Here is a 20,615-nt window from a genome sequence, read left to right as displayed (position 1 = left end):
GGCGCGCCCGGCATAGCGCTTGAGCGCGAGCTCGGCCACGTCGGCGTAGTTCGTGTCGATCATGATCGGCAATCGGCATTCGCGCGCGGCCCGCGCGACCATCACGTCCATGTGCGCGCGTTCGTCCTGCCCCGCGTAAGCGACGGACAGATCCGCCGCGTGGCTTCCGTGCTCCTCCTGCTCACACAGGATCTCGAACGCGGCGTCGTGCCGCCCCGCAAGCATCGCATCGCGAAAAGCCTTCGAACCCGTGGCGTTGGCGCGTTCGCCGAAGAACAGGGGCGGGGGTTCCTGCCGAATATCGACGGACGAGAAGAGGCTGCCGATCGCCTCGACGCGCTCCACGGGCCGGTCGAGCGGCGCGATGCACGCGACGGCGTCCGCCAGCGCGCGGATGTGATCGGGCGTGGTGCCGCAGCACCCGCCGACAAAGTGAATGCGCATTTCCGAGGCGAAGCGACGAAGCGACTGCGAGAACTCATCGGGCTGTTCGGGAAAACGCACGCCCAGGGCGCTCGGCATGGGGATGCCCGCGTTGGGGTATACGCCGACCAGCCCCGGCCACCGCTGCGAGAGCACTTCGAGATGCGGGCGCATGGCCAGCGGTCCGGTGGCGCAGTTCATGCCGAGCACGTCCACGTCGAACGCCGACAGCACGGTCACGCATCCCGGCATGTCGGTACCGGTCAGCAGCGTGCCGGTCTGCTCGATCGTCACGGAAACGTAAATCGGTACGGAGCGCGCGTGCGCCATGGCGTCGCGCGCCGCGGCGAGCGCGGCCTTCACCTGCAACAGGTCCTGACAGGTTTCGATGAGCAGCAGATCGACGCCGCCGTCGAGCAGACCCTCGATCTGGCGGCGATAGCCTTCGTAGAGCACGTCGTACGTCGTCTGGCCGAGCGTGGCGAGCTTGGTCCCCGGCCCGATGGACCCGGCGACGAAACGCGGCCGATCCTTCGTCGAGAATGCGTCAGCCGCCGCCCGGGCGAGCGACGCGGCGATGCGGTTGATCTCCTCGGTTCGGGCTTGAAGGTCGTATTCCGCGAGCGTGTTCGCGGACCCGCCGAACGTGTTGGACTCAACGATATCCGCCCCGGCGGCGAGGTAGTTTTCGTGAATGCCGCGGATCTTGTCCGGCGCAACGAGGTTTAGGTACTCGCTGCATCCGAGGTTGCCGTCCCATGCCTCTTCAGGCAAGGCGAGGGCGTGGATCTGCGTGCCCATTGCGCCGTCGAGCACGAGGATTCGTTTTTTTGCCAGATCCAGAATGTTCACGGCCACCGGCCTCCGCATCGAGCGCCGGTTTTAGCCGGGCAGCCGTGAAAAAACAATGAGCGGAATGAGCCTGACTTCAACCGAGATCGGCCCCCAGCACGGCGTTGATCCGGTCCATGTAGGCGTCGTCCTCTTCGGGTTTGTATCCGGAACGAAGGTGGCGGTCGAACAGGAAATCGGCGATGGCGCCCGTTGCGGTCGTCTCGCCACGTGCCGATTCCCACGACGCCTGTTCCAGCAGGAGCGCGACCTGCGTTGCCTGCATGAGCGATTCGAGGTGCCGTTTGATGTGCAGGGCGGCGTACGTCTCGTCGCTCAGACAAACATGCAGCGCGTTCAGGATCTCGGCCCAGCGCGACGGCAGCTCGCTCGCGGTCTCGCCCGAACACGTCTCCACGCACGCGCGCAGGCGACGGTCGACCGCGTCGATCAGCCCGAGTTTTTGCGCATCCTTGAGCACCTGCATGCAAAGGACGTTGTGGCTGCCTTCCCAGCTTTCCAGCACGATCGCGTCGCGATAGAGCCGGGGCAGGATCGAGAAGGTTTCGATGGTGCCATTGCCGCCGAAGATCTCGATGCCGCGATGCACGACGTCGCTGCACATCACGCTCGTCCAGTACTTGTTGGCGTTGACGAGCAGCCGGTAGAGCGCCTGCTCCTCGGCGCCGGCCGCGCCGGTGTCGATCCGGTCGACCAGTGCGGCGAGTTCGAACGTGGACGTGAGCGCCGCGGCCTCTTCGGCCTTCATGATCGCCAGCGTCTCACGCACGAGCGGATAGCGGCCGATGGCGTGGCCGAACGCCTCGCGGTGCTTCGCGAACGCGACGCACTCCAGATACGCGCGTCGCATGGCCGACGCCGCGCCGAGCGCGTTCATGAATCGTGACGTGTTGAGTACGATGCCGACGGCGATCTTGAAGCCCTCGTCGATCTTGCCGATCGGCCAGCCGAGCGCGCCGTCGAAGTCGATCTCCGCGGTCGCGAGGGTGCGCGTGCCGATCTTTTCCTTCAGGCGACGCACGACAAAGCCGTTCGCCGAGCCGTCGTCGAGCTTGCGCGGAATGAGGAAGCACCCCAGTCCCTTGGTGCCCGGCGCCGCGCCGGAGGGACGCGCGGTGACGAGAAAGAGATCGGCGTGGGCGACCGAGCAGAACCACTTCTCGCCGCGCAGGCGATAGGCGCCGGGAATCGCCGTGTCCGGAACGGCTTCGACCGCGTTCGTGCCGACGTCGCTACCGCCCTGCACCTCGGTGAGGAACTGACTGCCGATCAGCGCTTCGCCGAAGCGAGGGGTGAGCAAACCGGGCAGCCAACGTGCCTTCAACTCTTTGGAGCCCTTGGCCTGCAGCGCACGCACGAGCCCCGAGGTGCACGTCACGGGGCACAGATGGCCCATCTCGCCGCAGTGGCCGAGCAGGTAGAACAACACTCCCTGATGCCGGATCGAGCCGGGTTTTCCGAGGCACGCGACGATCCCCGCGTCGTATGCCGGTTTGCCCGCGCGGGAATTGTGCGGCGAAAACACAACGTCCTCGCGGCGATTGCCGACGCCGTCGAATCGTTCGACGCGCGGGTGGTTCCACCAGCGATCGTCTTCCATCGCGGCGGGATCAACGACCTCCTGAACGACCTTGGCGAACGCGCGATACTCCTCTGCGTTTCCGAAATCGTGGCGGGCGATGAGGCTCGCGAGAAGGGGATTGGAATCAAAATAGTTCGTGCGTTTCTCGTCCAGCCAACGATTCAGATGAGCGCGCTCGGCCTCGAACATCGCCGCCTCCAACAAAAAAATGGGGAGCCCCAATAGCGGCAACATCATCGCGCTCGCGGACATGCACGTCAACAAAGAATGGGCGAAATTCGGAACGTGAAATCAGAAGTCGGCGAGGATCGCCGCGACCGTTTCGGATGCGACGCCGCGAATGCGAAGCGTCTTATTACGGGATGTCTCGCCGTGCTCGATGGTGACGGAGGACTTGGGAGCGCCAAGCCGTTTTGCGATCAGCTCCACGAGGTGCGCGTTGGCCTCGTGATCGACCGGCGGGCTGGTGACGGCGACCTTGAGACGGTCTTCGTGAACGGGTCCAATTCGGTCGCGCGACGCGCGGGGCGAAAGACGAATGTCGAGCAGCACGTCGCCGCCCTGCTCGCGGACGAAGCTCACGTCGTCACGAACGCTGCGGGAAAACCTTGAGCTTCGCGGACTCGTTGTCGTCTTCCCGCGTGCGCTCGCTGCCGGCCTCGAGCAATTCGTGATGCGCGTGAAGAATGGCGCGAAGCTGGGACTCGAGCTGCACGCGCAGGCGCTTGATTTCCGCGATCTCGTCGTGGATGCGCTGCACGTCGCGGCGCGCGGACTCGACAATCTTGTCGGCCTCGACGCGCGACTGCGCGACGATGACCTCGGCTTCTTTGCGCGCATTGACCTTCATGTCGTCGATGATCTTCTGCGCGCTGATGATGGCGTCTTTGAGGATTCGCTCGTTGGCATGAAGCTCGGCGAGCTGTGCCTCCTGGCGGCTCACGCGCTCGCGCTGCATTTCGAGCTGGCGCAGGGAGTCCTCATAGTCGAGACGCACGAGTTCGAGAAAGCTGTCCACCTCGGCGGATTCGTACTTCCCGCCTTTCTTTCGGAACTCGTGATGCTGAATGTCGAGCGGCGTCAGTTTCATCTCACGCTCCCGTCGCGCTCCGGTGTTCCCCGCCCCGTTGACCGTTCGGCGCCTTATACCACTGCCGTGCGGCGCGCCACAAGCGCTTTTACGTCAGTTCGCGGCGAGTCGCGCCTCGACCGCCTCGACCGACGCGAGCAGGTCCTGAATCATCGCCGTGAGGTCGTCCTTGGCGATTCCCTTCTCCGTGCCGACGGACCGCGAAAGGCGCAACTCACCGCCCGACTCATCCCATTCCAGCTTCGACAGGGCGAGGCCGTAGTTGAGTTTGAGGATGACCCGTGCCCGATCGCACCACTTCGGGTCCTTGGCGTCGAGCTTCGGCAGATCGACGATCGCGAGGTAAAGGAAATTCGCCCTGGCATCGAGGCGCAGGAAGAACTTACGCGACTTCGCCGCGTCGAACCCGGCGGAGAACTCCAGCGCATCGGCTCCGGCTTTTGTCGTCTTGATCTTCAGCGCATCGAATTGTGCCTGAAGGTCCGCCATCGTCGCACCCTGCGCAAAAACCGCGCTGGGCCAAACCGCAGCGAAAGCCATTGCGAAGAACAGTATTGCGTGCCCGGCGCGCATCAATCGTCGTGCTCGATGCGTTCGGGCCGCTTGACGTCGCGCAGCAGATCCGGCTTGAGCGGCTCCACGCCGCGCGCCTTCCCGTACTCGATCCATTTGCGCACGGATTCGCGATACTGCGCCGCGTGCGCGCTTTCCTCTTCCTCCTCGTCTTCATCCACTTCGCGGTCGACGGACAGGTGATAGGGGAAGGGATCGTTCGGGCGCATCATCTTCCAGAGGATCTCGCCCATGTTCGGCACCTGATCGGGCACATCCCAGATCTGGCGCGACGACCACTCGGAGACCGCCGACACCTCGGGGTTGTACGAGAGCGGAACCTGCCGCGCGATCGCCGTGTAGGGCTCGGCATCCGGCGTCATGGTGAACGCGTCGTACATGGGGGCGACATTCTTGTCATAGATCGTTAGCGACGGAAGCCCGAGGATCAGCTCGATCGTGAGCCACATGCTCGACATCGAGTAGAACGTGTGGCTCGTGTATCCGCGCTTCGCCCATGGGCTGATGACGAATCCGAGACTGCGGTGGGCATCGATGTGATCCGCGCCGGACTGCGGGTCGTCCTGCATCACGAAAATGGCCGTCTCGTTCCAGTACGGCGAATTGCTGACGTACTCGACGAGCTTGCCGAGCGCGGCGTCGTTGTCGGCCACGTAAAACTCCGGCGTCGGCGCTCCGGGATCGCCGCCCGACGTATGGTCGTTGGGCAGCGAGATGTACACGAGCGGCGGCCACAGGCCCTTGTCGAAATCGTTGAAGACCTCCCGCAGCTTGGTCTCGTCCGACAGTCCGAGATTCCAGAACCCGTATCGCAGATTGACGTAGGGGTAGAGCTTGTCGATGTCCGTCACGACGTTGGCGACCTGGCCGTACACGCGGAACTGTCGGCCGAGATCGACGAGTTTTTCGAAGATCGTGCCGGCCTCAGACGACTGCGATCCGTACATCACGGTCCAGATCTCGCCCACCGCGCCGGGCGCCTTGTGCGATTTCTCCGTGAAATCGTTCGACACCATCGCCTGCGACCACCTGTGGCCCATCAGCGACGCCTCGGTCTCCGAAAAGAAGTTGTCGCAGTTGGTGAACCGTCGCGCGAGCGCATGTTGATTGGGGGTGTAGTAATCGCCGCAGAACACGCACAGGCTCGGGTCGGCTTCGGTATCGTCGAGGTCGCCGAGAATCTGGTCGTATGTCTTGTTCTCCTTCATCACGAAGATGACGCGCTTGATTTGCTCGCTTTGTAGGCCGCGTTCCGTGGGGATGGGGGACTCGAAATCGAGATCGGTAAAGAAATTCGCCGCGCGCAGGTTGTTGTCGTGAACCTCCTGCGTCAGCGCGGGCAGGTCGCCGTCGTCGGGCCGGTCGAAGACAGAGAACGTCCCGGGCTGCGAACTGGCGCTGCCGCCGGGACCGCGCCCCTGACCCTTCGCATTGCTGACGTACACGATGTCCTCGGCGTCGTCCGTCACCACCGCGGCCGGATACCATCCTGTCGGGATATGCCCCTTGAGCGCGTTGGAGGATGTGTCGATGACCGCGATCGAGTTGTAGCCCGAGCACGCCACATAAAGAGCGTTGCCCGACAGCCACATCGCCGTCGGCATGTGACCGAAGACGTCCTGCGTGGGATTCACGTCGATCGACTCGACCACCGAGTTGTCCGACGTGTCGATCACCGCGATCTCGTCGGAATCCGAACCGGCGACGTAAACGAAGCCACCCGTGTAAATCAAGCCTTCGGGGCTTTTGCCGACGACGACGTGATCGATGACCTGACCGTTCGTCGTGTTGACAACCGACACGGTCGAGGATCCCCAATTGCTCACGTAGGCCCGCGTGCCGGTGTCGTTGAGGACGACGTCGTAGGGGAAATTCTGGCACGCCCAGGTCTGCGTCGTGAGTCCGGTGGCGAGGTCGATGGCGAAGAGTTTGTTGCCGTAAGATGTCGCCACATAAAGAGTCGTCTCGTCGGGCGAGAGCGCAAGGCCCGTCGGGTTTCCCCATCTCGAGATTTCGCGATTGAGCGTCAGTACGCCGCCGGAGACGTCGAACTCGTAAACGACGTTTTCCGTCGCGCCCGAAACCCAGAGCTTCGTTCCCGCCGCGTTGAGCGCGAGGCCGTTGAGGACCGATCCCAACTGGATTTGCTGCGTGAAATCGAGCGTCTGCGTGTCGAAGACGGCGACAAGCCGGTCGGCGAGCGAGACCATGTAGATGTACTGGCCATCGGGGGAGATCCGCATGTTGATGACGAAACGCGGACCGGTGATCTGGTTTCCGAGCGGCGAAATGAAGCGCCCGTTGGGGATGATGATCTTTCCGTCCACTTCCGCGCCGGCGGGCAGGTCGGAGCCCGGCTCAGCCTGTGGGTCGTCGGCCCGGTCGGTTGGTGTTTGGGAGGCGCCGAGGGCGTTCGCGGTGATTTCAGACGATTCGCGTCCCTTTTCGGAAACGCACCCGAAACCAAAGAACACCGCGACGAGCGCGCTCATGATCGTGAGCGACCGAAGGGTACCGAATGCCATTTTGCGCCTCTTTTCGGAAGACGAAAGCAGGTTATCAGCCCGATGGGGGCGCGACAAGGGTTTCAAGGCAGTTTTTCGCGGTCCTTCGTGACGGGATCGTGAACACTCGTCGAGAAGCGGTTGAAGTCGTCGCCGAGTCCGGCATCGTTTTCGTAGAGGCCCTCACGGCGAATCACCACGCCAAGCGTGCGCATCAGGATCGCCAGATCGAGCCGGAAGCTGCGTCGGCGCGCGTACCATACGTCGAGTTCCAGATTTTTCGTCCACGACAGTGAGTTGCGCCCGTTGACCTGCGCCCAACCCGTGAGCCCGGGCCGTACGCGAAGTCGTTCGCGCTGCTCCGGCGTGTAGCGCTCGGCGTGAGCGGGCAGGGCGGGGCGGGGGCCGACCAGCCGCATATCACCCGTCACGACGTTGATGAGCTGCGGGAGCTCGTCGAGCGACCATTTTCGCAGCCACGTGCCGATGCGTGTGATGCGGGGATCACTCGACTCAACATTCAGGCCGAGGCCGGACGCTTCGGCATTCACGACCATCGTGCGGAATTTCCACATGCGAAACGTTCGTCCGCCGAGACCAATCCGCTCGGGTCGGTAGAACGCTGGTCCACCGTCCTCGCGGCGGATCTTCCACGTGACGGCTGCGAGAAGGGGCGACAGCAAAGCCAGTCCGACGAGCGCGCACGCGCGGTCGAAAAGACCCTGCCACGCAATCGACCATCCCCGAACTTCGGCACGCGTGGCATCGCGGAGAACGTTGAACAGTTCGCCCGCAAGCCGTCCGCGCTCGAACCGATTCGCCAACTCCGAGGCGGCGCGGCGCATCACGGCACGACGCGTGGGATGGTCGATCAGCGACTCGACGAGGTCGGCCCCGGCCGTGGCATCGCCCCACGGCCAGTAAGCCCCTGCGCCGGACTCTTCGAGCAGTTGGCACAACCAGCCGGGAGAATTCGTGATCTGCGGGACTCCGCACGCGAGGTAGTCGAAAAACTTGTTGGGGCTGTTCGTCGCCAAAACGGGCAGGGGGGCAAAGCAGGTCACGGCGAGCGAGGCATTCGCGAGAAGCTCTCCGACTTCCGCCCGCGAGAGGGAACCCGTCATGCGAAACTGAGTGAGATCGTCGTCGCGAATCCGCTCGCGGATCGACCGCTCACGCGATCCCTCGCCCGCGATCACGAATTCGATGTCGCCGCGCCCGCGCCGCTTCAATTCTGCGGCGATGCCCAGCAGGTCGGCCACATCGTTCGCGGGTCCGAGAGCGCCGGCGTAAACAATCGTGCGGCGGTCGTCGGTGGCCTGGAAAACGGGATCGCGGCGCAGATCGAAATCGCACGCGTTGGAAATGACGGAAACGCGAGCGGGATCGACACCGGTTTCGACAACTCCCGCCGCCATGCCCGGCGAGAGCGCGTTGATCGCCACCGCCCGGCGATAGATCCAGCGCTCGACCGCCTCGAGAATCGCGATGATGAAACGATTGCGGATCGCGCCGAGTTCGATCGGCGCGCGCGGCCAAAGGTCGCGCACCTCGAAGACGAAGGGTCGCGTGCGAAGCCACGCAACGATCGCGCCGGTCACGCCCACCGTGAGCGGCGTACTGCTCGCGAAGACCACGTCGGGTTTCGGCACGAGAAGTCCCATCACCGTGGACACGACCATGAAGGACGCGAACGACCAGATGCGTCGCGCGTAACCCATGGACTGCGCGTAGGGGATGCGCAGACTCCACACCGAGATGCCGTCGTCCACGCTGCGGCGCAGCCAACGCCGCTGGCCGGCCAGATGCGAGTACGCACTCGCCGTGGTAACGATCGTCACTTCGTGCCCGCCCTGAACCCACCGCCGCGCGAATTCGTGGCTGCGCGTGCCGGAATTGCCGCGGCGATTCGAGTAGTACTGGTCGATGTAGAGAATCTTCATTTCGGCAGCAGGTCCCGCACGGCGCGCAACACGACCTCGACGGAGACGTCTTCGAGGCACGGGCGATTCGGGTGGATGCAGCCCGCCCAAGGGCCCAGATGGAAGCAAGGCACGCACGCGCGGTCGGCGCGAATCACGCGGTGCCGCGCGCCCCACGGACGTGTACGCGCCACCTCGCTCGGCCCGAAGATGGCGACACACGGCACACCGGCAGCCGCGGCGAGGTTCATGAGGCCGGAGTCGTTTGCCGCGAAAACGTCGCAAAACGCGAGCATGCCCAGCGCCTGCGCCATGCCGCCCCAACCGTTCATGGCGAGGACCGGCGATCCCGCGAAATGCGCGACGCGCAGGCCGGACCCCGCCTCTGCCGGGCCGTCGAAGACAACTGCGGCGCGGCCCGTCAAATTGTGAAGTGCGCGCGCAAGGGCGGCAAACGATTTTTCGGGCCACCGCTTCTCGGGGAATTCACCGTCGCAGCCGGTGTGCAGTCCGACGTATCGGGCGGACGGATCGAAACCCCTGGAAGCGAGAAATGCGCGCGCTCCTTCGACATCGCCCTGTTCGGGACGCAGCGGCGGCCAGTCACGATCGAAATCGATGTGCGCTTCGCACATCTCGGCGAGCGACTCGTTGTGTTCGAGATCGTGCATTCCCTGGACGTACGAGCGCCCGTGCGTGAGAAAGCGTGCACCCCACGACATACGCGGGCTGACGATGGCGATTCGCTCGGCGATTCCGGATAGCGCGACGAGCGCCGCCGCCCGTGAACCCGCCGGGTGCGCCAGAACGGCCCGGGCAAATCGGCGCGCTCGAAGTTCGCGGATCAACCGGATGCCTCCGATGTTTCCCCGATACCACGCGTCGCCAACCGCAATCACATCCCCGACTTCGGGCCGAAGACGGAGCACGTCCTTCACGCGCGGCGAGTGCGTCAGCATGACGACCGGGCGACCGTCGATGCGCGCGAGAGCCGACGCGAGCGGGAGCGCCAGCAGGTTGTTGCCGATCCCTTGCAGGCTGACGACGAGCGTTCGGGCGGGTTCAGAGGAGTGCGTCACGATACGCCTCCAAATGAGCCCGCGCCATTTCGGCGTGGGTGCGCGCGGCAGACCGCGCAAGTCCCCGGCGCGAGAGACGTTCGCGCAGTTCGGCGTCGTTCACGAGTCTCACAAGAGCGTAACTCATGTCGTCCACGCTGCGAGGATCGACAGTGAAACCGGCGTCGCCCGCGATCTCGGTGAGACAGGTATCGCCCGAAATGATCGTCGGCGTCCCGCAAGCCATTGCTTCCTGCACGGGCAATCCGTAACCCTCGACGAAACTCGGAAGTGCCACGCAGACTGCGCCTCGATAAAGATGAACGAGATCATCATCGCTCACCGTGCCCAGCGTGCGCACGTCGGTCAATTTCCAAACAAGATCCAGGGTTGCGGCCGAGGCCTGCGAGATGTCTCCCGCGAATACTATTGCCATCGAAGCGGGAATCGCATCTCGTTTCTTTGCGAGATGGAACGCAGCGAGCAGACCATCCTCATTCTTTTGCCGACCGAGTTGGCCGACAAAGAGCACGTACTGATTCGATTTCAGTCCGAAGCGTTCGAGAACGGCGGAATCCGGTTCGCCCGGCGTGAAGTCGGGGTCCGTTGCAATCGGCGCGACGCGGATCTTTCCCGGGGGAAAAGGCAGATCCCGAGCGATTTCGCGCGCGGCGTGGGGCGTTGTCGCGATCAGAAGGTCCATGCGCTTGGCGAGGCTGTAACGAAGGTGCGTTCTCATGAACGCGCGGAGTGATGCACCGGTTGCAGCTCGAAAACTCGGTGAGTTCCTCGCGACATCGAACAGCGTGAGCACGGACCGCGCTCCGCGAATCGGGGGCGCGGGATCGAGCGTGTAGTGAACGAGGTCGAAACCGGTTCTTGCGATGCGCGCGACGAAACGTCTGCGCGCCGCCTCGCGCGCGACGGGACCGAGGGCACGCGGGAGATCCAGTCGCGAAACACGCACGTGATCCGGCAGATCAGCAAACGCGCACCGCGCAAATGTGAAGACATGAATCTCGACGTCGGCCAGTCCGACCAATCCGCGCACGAGGGCCTGCACGTATCGCGACGCACCGGTCGGCGCATCGTCGTTCACGCACGTGGCGTCCAGCAGCACGCGAATCGAAGTCATGCGAATCCCAATACGCGCGACAGTGCCGCGAACACGGCCGCGGGTGTCAGATCGTTCAAGCACGGGTGGCCGGGTACGGGACAGGTTTCGAGGTGACACGGCGCGCAGGGCACCTCGTTTCGAACGACGGTCGCGCCAAGCGGCGCCCAGCGCGACGGTTCGTTCGTTCCACTGGCGATGGTCACGACCGGCGTGCCGACCAGCGGAGCGATGTGGCCTGGACCCGAATCGGAGCAAACGAGCGCATCCGCCGCGGCCACGCACGCCATGAGTCCGACGGCGTCCGTCTGCCCGACATGGCTGACGAATCGCGGTGAGTCGATCCAGATCGCCTCGGCGTCGCGCGCGTGCTCGTTCGCACCGATCAGACGTACACCCACGCCGTGGCTAATCACCAGGCGGACGAATGCGCAGGCGTGTTCGATCGACCAAGCTTTGGCGCGCGTCCGCGAAAACGGGTGGAACACGATCCAATGTCCGTCGGTGTGAAGATGCTCAATGGTGGCGATGGGAATCCGTGAACGAAATCCGTCGGGGGCGAAGTGGGCGACGACGTCCATCGAGCGCAGCATCGCGAGATGGTTCTCGATCTCGGCGCGCTCCGCCTGCGGCGGCGGGGACGGGTAGCGAAACCACGAGCCAATTCCGCGATGCGTGGAGGAGCAAACGCGGCGCGCGCCCATGAGGCCGACGGCGAGGATGTCGCGGACGTCATGCCGGAAATTGACGACCAGATCGAATCGCATGGCGCGGCATCTCGCGATGTGTCGAGCCGCGTCGTATTGTGCCCACCAGTCGGGACCTCTCAGCGCGAAAATCTCATCCGCAAGGCCGAGAGCCGTCAGGAATACCGCGGGACCGGCCATGACGGATGCGACGAACCGCGCGTTGGGGAAATGCTCGCGCAAAGCCCGGATCGCGGGCGCGGCGCAAAGGACGTCCCCGAGATGATCCGGTTTATGGATCAAAATGGATCGAACTGCGTCCGGCGAAAGGTCGAGCTTCGCGTCGATCACGTCGGCGTCTCCGCGTCATTCGCGCTGTCACGGTTCAGCCTCCAAAGCGCCGTGCTCATCGCCCACAGGATGATGAGAATGAACGAGGTGTGATGCGGTTTGAAGAAAAACGAATCGAATCCGGATGCGCCGAGAAAGATGCCGAAGGAGAGAAACAGACCGATCGCCAGAAGGCGGAGTTCCGCATCGGTCGTTCCGCGCAAATTCTCGACATGAACGCGCCAGAGCCGATACATCCACGTCGTGAAGACGGCGAAACCGACGAGACCCGTGCCCGTGATAATGTCGACGTACATGTTGTGCGGCGATCCGTAGAGCCGCGTGATGCCCTCCTCGATGGAATAGAGGCCGTAAACGTAGGCGTAGTTGTTGTACCCGACGCCGAGCAGGGGCTGGTCGAGAATGACGTTGACCGACGACATCCAGCGCACGAGGCGCGTCGTGCCTGACGAACGCGAGACCTCGATCAGGACGTTGAGTTTGTTCTCGACCTCGAGCTGATGGAAGAAGTGCGCGCTCGTGATGAGAGCGAGCCCGCCCAGCAGCATCGCGGCCACGACCACGCGCCGCCAGTTGAGTTGTCCGACCAGCGAAAGAAGAAAGTAGCCGAAGAGGACGCCGACCCAGGTGCCGCGGTTGAAGGTCATCGCGAGGCACGAAAGCAGCAGACCCGCGATGGCGTAGCCCCAGACCCGCGTCGTCGAATTGCGCAGGAACGACGGGTGATTCAACGCCAGCGCGAGAACGACCGCGTAATAGAGGCCCGTGAAGCTGGTCGAGCCCGCAATGGAGATCATGCGCAGGATGTTGCCCTTGTAGTAGATGTACGCGGGCTTCATGGTCAGGATCGTGTAGAAGAAGTCGCTCTTCGTGACGTAAATGAACCAGGAAATCGCGGCCATCGGCAAGGCGAGGGCGATGAGGACCCGCGTGATCGTGCGCAGATGCGCTCTCGTGCGGATCGCATCGACCATCACGACGAAGAAGAGCATGAGCAGCGACAGGCGCATCAGATCCTTCATCACCAGCATCAGGCTCGACCGCGAGATCGTCGCCGTCTTGACGACCGAAAGCATGGCGATGCCCCAAAAGGCGAACATGGGACGAACGGCCGGCAGATCCCGGGGAAAGATGGGACGACCCAGGACGATGCCGCGCGAGACGAGCGCCGCGAAGCAGAGCATCACGAACGCGTCCTCGATGGAGATGGCCCAAGGCCCGGGGATGTCGAGGCCCATGTTCGGGACGCACATCGCCGCCGGCGCGAGAAACAGAAGCGACGTGCGACGAAAGAACACCAGGATGAAGATGACCGCGCCCGCCAGCGCGATCGGGAGCGCGAGGTCCTGATGGGCGACCGATTGTCCGACGGCCCAGCACACGAGCATCGCTGAAAACACCGCGATCACATCGCGCGCGTTGCGATGCGTCTGGAGTCTGCGAATCAGCGACTCGAACGTGGATTCCGTCATTTGGGCGACTCACGCACCGCGTATGGGGCCGTTGTGGAGATCGCTCCACGCGCCGTGCATCGTATCCGCGATGGCGGCATCGGTGTAACGGCTCTCCACGCGCTCTCGCCCAGCCCGTAGGAGTCTGTTACGCTCACCCGCATCGTTGATCAAACGGGCGATGGCACCGGCGAGAGCGGTCGCGTCGCCCTCGTCAACGACAATTCCCGCGTCGCCGATGACCTCGGGAATCGCTCCGCATCGGGTTCCGATGACCGGGACTTTACAGGCCATCGCTTCGATCAGCACGTGACCGAACTGCTCTTTCCAACCCGGCGTCGAAATGCTCGGAAGGACGAGAACGTCGAAACCCTTGATGTGCGCCGCCACGTCCGCATGCGGTACGGGATCGACGAAACGCACCTGGGATGCAAAAGGGCTCGCGGCAACGTGCGAACGCAAGGCCTCGCGATCAGGCCCATCCCCCAGGAAGACAAGTTCCGACGCATCGTCGTCCAGAATCCGAAATGACTCGGCCAGCACGTGAACGCCCTTTTTCGCATCCATGCGTCCGACGAATCCGATGACGAAGCGATCATCCCCGGCGGGGCGAAACGCCGGGGCACGATCCGCGGCGGCGAGATCGACACCGACCTGCGCGACCACGCTCGCGTCGCCGGAATACCCGTCGCACCGCGCCGTTTCGAATGCGCCGGTCGATCCGCAAAACAGATAATCCACCGCCGACAGATTCCATTTCGCCAAACGCCGCCGCCAGCTCGAATCGATGGGAATATTCTCCCATACGAACTGCGTCGTTCGCCATCCCGCCCGGGCAAACACGCACGCCATCGCAATGATCGAGCCCGACTCAGCCTCGACATGAACGATGTCGGGCCGAAACGCCGCGAATTCGCGGCGCAACGTCGCGAGTCGAACGTGCCAGCGCCGGGCGCGGCCGGCGTCAACGGCCGACAATGGAAAGATATCGAGATCGTCCGCCGCTTCGTTTTCGCGTACCCAGAAGTCGCGCTCGGGCCACGTCTTCGGCACGAACAGTCGGATCGCCTCGCAACGCGGCGCCAGCGCGCGCCACTTGCCGCGATTCGCATCCACCACGTAGGTGTGGCCGATCACCGCCACGCGCACGCGCGTGCCTCCCGATAAAGGTCGAGGTAACGATCGGCGATGGTATCCCACGACAGATCTCGACGAACGCGCTCGGCTTCGACGTCTCGACGACGGATTTCCGCCGCGTCTCGCGAGCGTCTCAAAGCTCGGATGATCCCCTCCGAAAGGGTACTTGGCGCGGGATCGACGCAAGGATGCGACGCCCCGGCCAAACCCACGACCTCGGGCAGCGATCCGACATTCGTCGCGAGGACGGCGACGCCGCACGCCGCGGCCTCCAGCACGGGCAGGCCGAAGTTTTCCTGCGCGCGGGTCGGCACGACGAACAGGCTGGAACGTCGATACAATTCTGGCAAGTCGTCCTCGGCCACATAGCCGCGAAACTCGACGCGGTCGGCCACGCCGCATTTGCGCACGAGCGAGAGAAGTGACGAGTCGAGCGGACCCTTGCCGCCGACGACGAGGCGCACGTCGGGGAACTCCCGCGCGACGGCGGGCAGGGCTTCGATCAGCAGGTCGACACCCATGCGTCGCACCAATCGCCGCACGGTGGAGATCGTCGGCGTCGTTATTTGCGCCGCGGAATCGCGCGGATGAAACCGACGCGGATCGACGCCGCCGGGAATCTTGCGAATCTTGGGACCGAGGCCCGGCGCGAGCGAGAGCGCCTGCGCCCGGCTGTAGTCGGAGAGCACCACCACTCGATCGGCACGCACGAGCAGACGCCGCTGCATGACGCGTTGTGCAACCATTTGCGCGTCGTTGTAGATGAAGCGGACGGGTGTCAGGGGGGCTTCGTCCAGTTCCGCCGCGAACTCGCGATCCCACCGCCCGTAAAACGACGCAACCGTCGGGATGCCGCGTGGACGCAGGACCGAAAGGGGGCCCTGGGCGGACATGGCGAGATGCATGTGCACGAGATCCGGTCGCTCGAAGCGGGCGACCTCGAAAAACCGCGCCGCCGCCGAAGCGGCGCTTGTTGCCCACACCCAGGGTGTCGGGCGTTCGGCCTGCGCGAAACGGCGGATCTGGATGCCGTCATGAACCTCATCGGCGGGGCGATCGACCACCCGACGCGCGAAGACGGTGATCCGCACGCCGCGCCGGACGAACGCGCGCGCGAGTTCGACGCAGACCCGCTCCACTCCGCCAGCTTCCGGCCAGAATGCGTCGGTGACGAAAACGATATGGCCGATGTTCGGCGTCACACGTACCATTCGCGGCAGATGTCGCAGGGATGAATTCGATCCCACTCTCCGCTTTTGTGAAGGCGGCGATACGCGTTCCACTTTGGCGCGTTCCAGATCTCCCCGAGCGACTGCGTGTTCGCGTCGCCGACGGCGAGTTGGTAGTACACGTCCTTGCAGCATACGGTGACCTGACCGTCCCAGGCGATCGACATGTCCTTCCACAGCATGCGGCAGGGGATGCGCTTCACCGGTTCGCGATCCGCGTCGAGGCGCAGGTCATCGACGAGTCCGCCGAAGGTATCGACCTCCTTGATGAGAATCTCGTCGCCGTCGCCCAGTTCGGGTTCCCATCGGCGAACGAAATCGTCGATCTCGTGGCGCGTCTGCGGCATGGTGAGGATCTGAAGCGTCACGACCGGCTTGCGCCGGCCGAGCGCGCGCTTGATGCGCAGCACGCGCGCCGTGTTTTCCATGACGAGATCGAATTTGCCGCCGATGCGAATGGCCTCGTAGGTTTCCTTCGTTGCGCCGTCGAGACTGATGATGAGGCGGCCAAGCGCGCCGTCCTCCACGAGGCGCTGCGCGCGCTTTTCCGTGAGCGCGGTTCCGTTGGTGCTCACGTAGAGGTTTGGCACGCCGGCTTCGGCGGCGATGGTCACCAGACGCTCGAAACCGGTGTGCAACATCGGCTCGCCGAGGCCCATGATCGCGACATTTTCGAGCAGCAGACGATGGCCGGAGATTTCCGCGATGATTTTCCGGAACAGTTCCTCGCTCATCTCGCCCTGTGTGCGCGTCATGGTCGGATGCGGACACATCACGCACTTGAGGTTGCAGCGATTCGTGATCTCGATGTGGACGGCTTGCGGAAACGGCAGCATGCGGAAGCGATCGCCGCGCCGCCAGAGTTTGCGCGCCAGCGTTCCGGCGAGTTCCACGCCGTCGCGGTGGCGCCATTCGGCGACACGTTTGATCTGTCCCACCACGCCGGGCTCGGTGGTGTTGGAAAACACCTTGACCTTGCCGTGCGTGACGCGCCTCTCGGTCACCTCACTCCTCCTTCACGACGCGCAGCGTCGCGACGATGTCTCGGGCCGGGGCGATATACGCAAGGAAAAACTCGTAGAAATCCGGCTTGCGATTGGCAAGCCACTCCACGCCCAGCCAGCGAAAGATCCGGGCGAACGTGAGACGAATTTCACGAAGCTCGAACATCCCTGACAACATCGGCCGGTAGCTGTGATGGTGCTCGCCCAGGTAATTGCGCGCGACGGCGAAACGGTTAGCGGGAAACCACGGCGGAACATCGGCGATGAAATCGACGAAACGCACGGACAGATAGCGGCGGTGCGTCGGATCGAGATAGGCGCATCGGTTGGTGAAGTGAGGCGTCACGACGCGCACGTCCGCGCCCGGCGCGCAGACGCGGTGCAATTCGCGAAAGAACCCGATCAAATCGTCGACGTGTTCGATGATGTGGCTCGCATGGGCTCGATCGAAGCTCGAATCGGCGATCGGCCACGGGCGCGAGTCGAGATCATGCACCAGATCGACGCCCGCGAAGGATTCGTGATCGATCCCGAACGCGCCGGTCTCCTTGATCGGCCCGCAGCCGACATCGAGGGTTTTCAATCCGATTCTCCGCCCGACATGCTCATGCGAAATTCCCGCCAATCCTCGCGCAGTTGCCGTCCCTCGATCGCGAAAAGAACCGCGGCATAGACCGCCACGAACGCGAGCGTTTTCGCGGCGATCACGGCAATCGGTCCCGCGTCCCCAAGAAGCCGCGCGCCCGCAAACGCGCTCGCCACTCCCGCGAGGGCCGCGACCGTCGCCGGCCCAAATGCCCGGATCGCCGAAAAATTAACATACCTCGGAACGATTTGGTAAGCGCGAACGACGCCGACGGCGAGCGCACCCCCGACCGCGATCGCCGCGCCGCTCGCGCCGAAAGCCCACGTCATCGGCGGGCAGGCGATCAGCACCGCGACGGCCTGTGCGATGAGGATCCGACTCGCGACCTTTGGTTGCCCGACGGCGGTGAAGAGCTCTCCGCAGTTGTCGTACACGGGTCGGAGGAATGCGTAGATCACGAGCAACTGCAAAATGGCGATCATCCCCGTCCAGTCGGGACCGAAAACCACCGACACCAACTCGGGTGCGCACACCGCGAGCCACAGAACCCCCGGCGCCGTGAGCGTGATGATGACCCGCACGACGCGGGCGAACGCATTCGAGAGCGCGTCGCGGTCGTGTTGGACGCGGGCATAGAGCGGAAACGCGACGCGACCGACGATGTGCGTGACCATGACCGTGGGAAAACTGGCTAGCGCATAGGCGCGGCCGTAGTACCCGAGGGCTTCGTTTCCCGAAAAACTGCCGACGAGAAAGTCGTCGAATTGCAGGGAGATGAACGTCGCGATTCCGGCCGACCACATGGGGAGCCCGAAGGCCCAATACCAGCGCGCGGAACGCAGGCATGGTCGCCAGCCGGGCAGGGTGGGGTGCAAACGCCACGTCCCGGCGGTCTGGATGGCCCACGCCGTGATCTGTTTGGCTGCGAGAGCCGTCCAACCCCATCCGCTGAGCGCGCAGGCGATGCCCACGAGGTTCGACGCGACCGTGTTGACGAGATCGAGCCGAATCAGGCGATCGAACTTCAGTTCTTTTTCGAGCAACAGTCGCGGCGTGTGGCCGATACTTTCGAGCAGGCCGAATACGGCGAGCAGGAGCAGCGCGTCGGCGGTGGCGGCGTCATACTGCGAGGCGACGAGTGGCCGGGCGAACGCGGCGGCGACCGCGACGAACACGCCGAGCCCGGCGTTCAGCCACAAATGCGTCGGCACGTGGCGGTGCAGATCGTCTTGCTGGTGCACGAGCGCGTGATTGAACCCGAATCCGACGAGCTTGCGCGCGAGCGTTAAAAAGAACATCGCCATCGCGAGAATGCCGAATTGATCGGGCGCGATCAGACGCATCAGGAGAATGTTCGCGAGGAAGTTGATCGAGGTCTTGAGGTAGGTTCCCCCGGCCACCCAAAGCGTCTGTCGAACGGCGCGTCGGCCGAGGCTCATCGGGAGGACTCGGCCCGAAAACGCCGGTAGAAGTCGCGTTGCCCGCGCGCGGCGCTCCAGTCGGCGAGCGCGTGAGCAACGGGGGCCGCCAGCAATGCTCCCCACCCGATCGCGGGGAATACGCGCTTCATTGCGGCGACGCGAGTGTAATCGGCGAGGGCTCGCCGAATCGGCGACAACGCTGCCGACAGCCAATCGCGCGCGCCGAGAGAACGATCCGTCATGGCGAAGCGGACAGCCGAGCCCCGCATGTAGAATGTGCGGCGGAAGCTCGCCAGATCGTCGATTTTGAGGTGCGTGGTGGTGATCGCTCTCGTCCGCAAAAGTCGAAATCCCGCGCGAAGGAGACGGCGGGTCAGATCGGCGTCCGCGCCGTGCAGATAACCTTCGTCGAAACCGCCGACCGCTTCGAGAGCTGTTTTGCGGATCGCCATGTTGTTGCCGTTCAAGCACCACCGGCTGTATTCGCCGACGAGTTCTTCATCGACCTCGAATTCGTGCAGGTAACGCAGGATCTTCGCGGTTTCGACGACTGTCCACGCGGACGGAAGCAGGTTTCCGCCGACGCTGGCATAGCCACCCGCAACAAGCCGCGCGAGGTCCTCCGGCCAGCCGGGCGGAACCACGCAGTCGGAATCGGTAAACAGGATCAGATCGCCCGTCGCCGCCTCGATTCCCGAATTCAACGCGTGGGCGCGGCCTCGTCGGGGAAGTCGAAGCACCCGCGCGCCGGCTCGCTCGGCGATGCCTGCAGAGTCGTCGGCGCTGCCGTCATCGGCCACGATCACGTCGAGGGAATCGGACGTGGATGCGAGGACGGACCGAAGGCACGCGTCGAGCGTCGCGCCGCCGTCGCGACACGCGATGACCACGGACAGATTCATGGAATGTTATCCCGCTTGGTCCTCGAGCAGGCGAATCGATTGCTGCGCGGCCTTCGCCACGTCCGGATTGGAGTGATGCGCGAACCGGCGAATCTGGTCCCTCATCGACGCGTCGCCGAGCCGTCCCAGAGCGCCGATGCACGCGGCAACGATCGCATCGTTCTGCTTCGCGAACATGCCCATCAGGCCACCGCGTTTCAGGAAGCTCTGCAACGTCTCCGCCGCGGACCGATCGCCGATCTCGCCGAGCGCGTGAATCATGCCGACCGCCAGCGTCTCATTGGCGTCGGTGAAGGTCTTGTCTTTCAGGCGGGCCACGAATTTCGGCACTGCATGCACGGTCTTGTCCTTGGCGAACAGGCTCACCAATGCCGACTGCACTTCGACCGGCTGGTCGTCGAACGCTTCGGCGAGCACGCGTCCGGCCTCCGGGCCGCCGATGCGCGTGAGCGTTCCGATCGCGGCCTTTCGCAGCCGATCGTCCTCATGACGCAGAAACGGCGTGATCGCGGCGACCGACGATTCGTCGCCGACATCGCCCAGCAGCGTTAAAAGGTTTCGATTGAAGTACCAGGGGTGCTCGGGACGAATGCGTGTCGTCACGATCTCCCGGGCCTTGTCGCCATACCGCGTGACGAACGAAAGACACTTTTTCCGGACGCGGCGATCCTCACTGACCGCCAGGCGGGTCAGCACGCGATTGATGACATCGGCGGCGGGAAACGTCGTG

The 20,615-nt window shown here is 64.1% G+C and carries 18 protein-coding genes; all 18 read right to left on the bottom strand.

From position 1 onward, the window contains the following. Window positions 1–1,275, bottom strand: a 1,275-nt coding sequence (locus tag IT350_18165; GenBank protein ID MCC6159983.1) for a homocysteine S-methyltransferase family protein, incomplete at its 3' end; no start/stop codon positions are given. A gap of 76 nt (window positions 1,276–1,351) precedes the next feature. Further along, window positions 1,352–3,046: an acyl-CoA dehydrogenase family protein gene (locus IT350_18160; GenBank protein ID MCC6159982.1), complete on the bottom strand. Its 1,695-nt coding sequence runs from the start codon at window positions 3,044–3,046 to the stop codon at window positions 1,352–1,354. A 102-nt stretch (window positions 3,047–3,148) separates the two neighbouring features. Beyond that, entirely contained in the window at window positions 3,149–3,439 is a 291-nt protein-coding gene (locus IT350_18155) for a YggU family protein (protein MCC6159981.1), read from the bottom strand. Window positions 3,440–3,443: 4 nt separating this feature from the next. Then, window positions 3,444–3,947: a DivIVA domain-containing protein gene (locus IT350_18150; protein MCC6159980.1), complete on the bottom strand. Its 504-nt coding sequence runs from the start codon at window positions 3,945–3,947 to the stop codon at window positions 3,444–3,446. 93 nt (window positions 3,948–4,040) lie between these two features. Then, a complete protein-coding gene (locus IT350_18145) occupies window positions 4,041–4,436 on the bottom strand; it encodes a hypothetical protein (protein ID MCC6159979.1) in 396 nt (131 codons plus the stop codon). Window positions 4,437–4,519: 83 nt separating this feature from the next. After that, on the bottom strand, window positions 4,520–7,045 hold the full coding sequence (locus tag IT350_18140; GenBank protein ID MCC6159978.1) for a bifunctional YncE family protein/alkaline phosphatase family protein: 2,526 nt from the start codon (window positions 7,043–7,045) through the stop codon (window positions 4,520–4,522). Window positions 7,046–7,107: 62 nt separating this feature from the next. Continuing rightward, window positions 7,108–8,967, bottom strand: coding sequence for a sugar transferase (locus IT350_18135; GenBank protein ID MCC6159977.1), 1,860 nt, complete (start codon window positions 8,965–8,967; stop codon window positions 7,108–7,110). After that, entirely contained in the window at window positions 8,964–10,025 is a 1,062-nt protein-coding gene (locus tag IT350_18130; protein MCC6159976.1) for a glycosyltransferase family 9 protein, read from the bottom strand. Before IT350_18130 ends, IT350_18135 begins: the two co-directional genes overlap by 4 nt. Further along, complete coding sequence (locus IT350_18125; GenBank protein MCC6159975.1) at window positions 10,009–11,139, bottom strand: glycosyltransferase family 4 protein; 1,131 nt, start codon at window positions 11,137–11,139, stop codon at window positions 10,009–10,011. The genes IT350_18130 and IT350_18125 overlap by 17 nt, the downstream gene beginning before the upstream one ends. Then, window positions 11,136–12,155: a glycosyltransferase family 9 protein gene (locus tag IT350_18120; GenBank protein MCC6159974.1), complete on the bottom strand. Its 1,020-nt coding sequence runs from the start codon at window positions 12,153–12,155 to the stop codon at window positions 11,136–11,138. The genes IT350_18125 and IT350_18120 overlap by 4 nt, the downstream gene beginning before the upstream one ends. Next, a complete protein-coding gene (locus IT350_18115) occupies window positions 12,152–13,627 on the bottom strand; it encodes an O-antigen ligase family protein (protein MCC6159973.1) in 1,476 nt (491 codons plus the stop codon). Before IT350_18115 ends, IT350_18120 begins: the two co-directional genes overlap by 4 nt. 9 nt (window positions 13,628–13,636) lie before the next feature. Then, window positions 13,637–14,755, bottom strand: a complete 1,119-nt coding sequence (locus tag IT350_18110; GenBank protein ID MCC6159972.1) for a glycosyltransferase — start codon at window positions 14,753–14,755, stop codon at window positions 13,637–13,639. After that, window positions 14,740–15,945, bottom strand: a complete 1,206-nt coding sequence (locus tag IT350_18105) for a glycosyltransferase family 4 protein (GenBank protein ID MCC6159971.1) — start codon at window positions 15,943–15,945, stop codon at window positions 14,740–14,742. Before IT350_18105 ends, IT350_18110 begins: the two co-directional genes overlap by 16 nt. Next, window positions 15,942–16,976, bottom strand: coding sequence for a radical SAM protein (locus IT350_18100; protein ID MCC6159970.1), 1,035 nt, complete (start codon window positions 16,974–16,976; stop codon window positions 15,942–15,944). Before IT350_18100 ends, IT350_18105 begins: the two co-directional genes overlap by 4 nt. A gap of 1 nt (window position 16,977) precedes the next feature. Further along, a complete protein-coding gene (locus tag IT350_18095; protein MCC6159969.1) occupies window positions 16,978–17,559 on the bottom strand; it encodes a methyltransferase domain-containing protein in 582 nt (193 codons plus the stop codon). After that, window positions 17,556–19,001 (bottom strand): oligosaccharide flippase family protein, encoded by a 1,446-nt coding sequence (locus IT350_18090; protein MCC6159968.1) that lies wholly within the window; start codon window positions 18,999–19,001, stop codon window positions 17,556–17,558. Before IT350_18090 ends, IT350_18095 begins: the two co-directional genes overlap by 4 nt. After that, entirely contained in the window at window positions 18,998–19,885 is an 888-nt protein-coding gene (locus IT350_18085) for a glycosyltransferase family 2 protein (protein ID MCC6159967.1), read from the bottom strand. Before IT350_18085 ends, IT350_18090 begins: the two co-directional genes overlap by 4 nt. A gap of 6 nt (window positions 19,886–19,891) precedes the next feature. Continuing rightward, window positions 19,892–20,615 (bottom strand): HEAT repeat domain-containing protein (locus IT350_18080; protein ID MCC6159966.1); only part of this gene is annotated, 724 nt, incomplete at its 5' end.

This window comes from Deltaproteobacteria bacterium, assembly GCA_020845895.1.
Classification (GTDB): Bacteria; Lernaellota; Lernaellaia; order JACKCT01; family JACKCT01; genus JADLEX01.
This window is presented reverse-complemented; position numbering and strand designations above follow the sequence as displayed.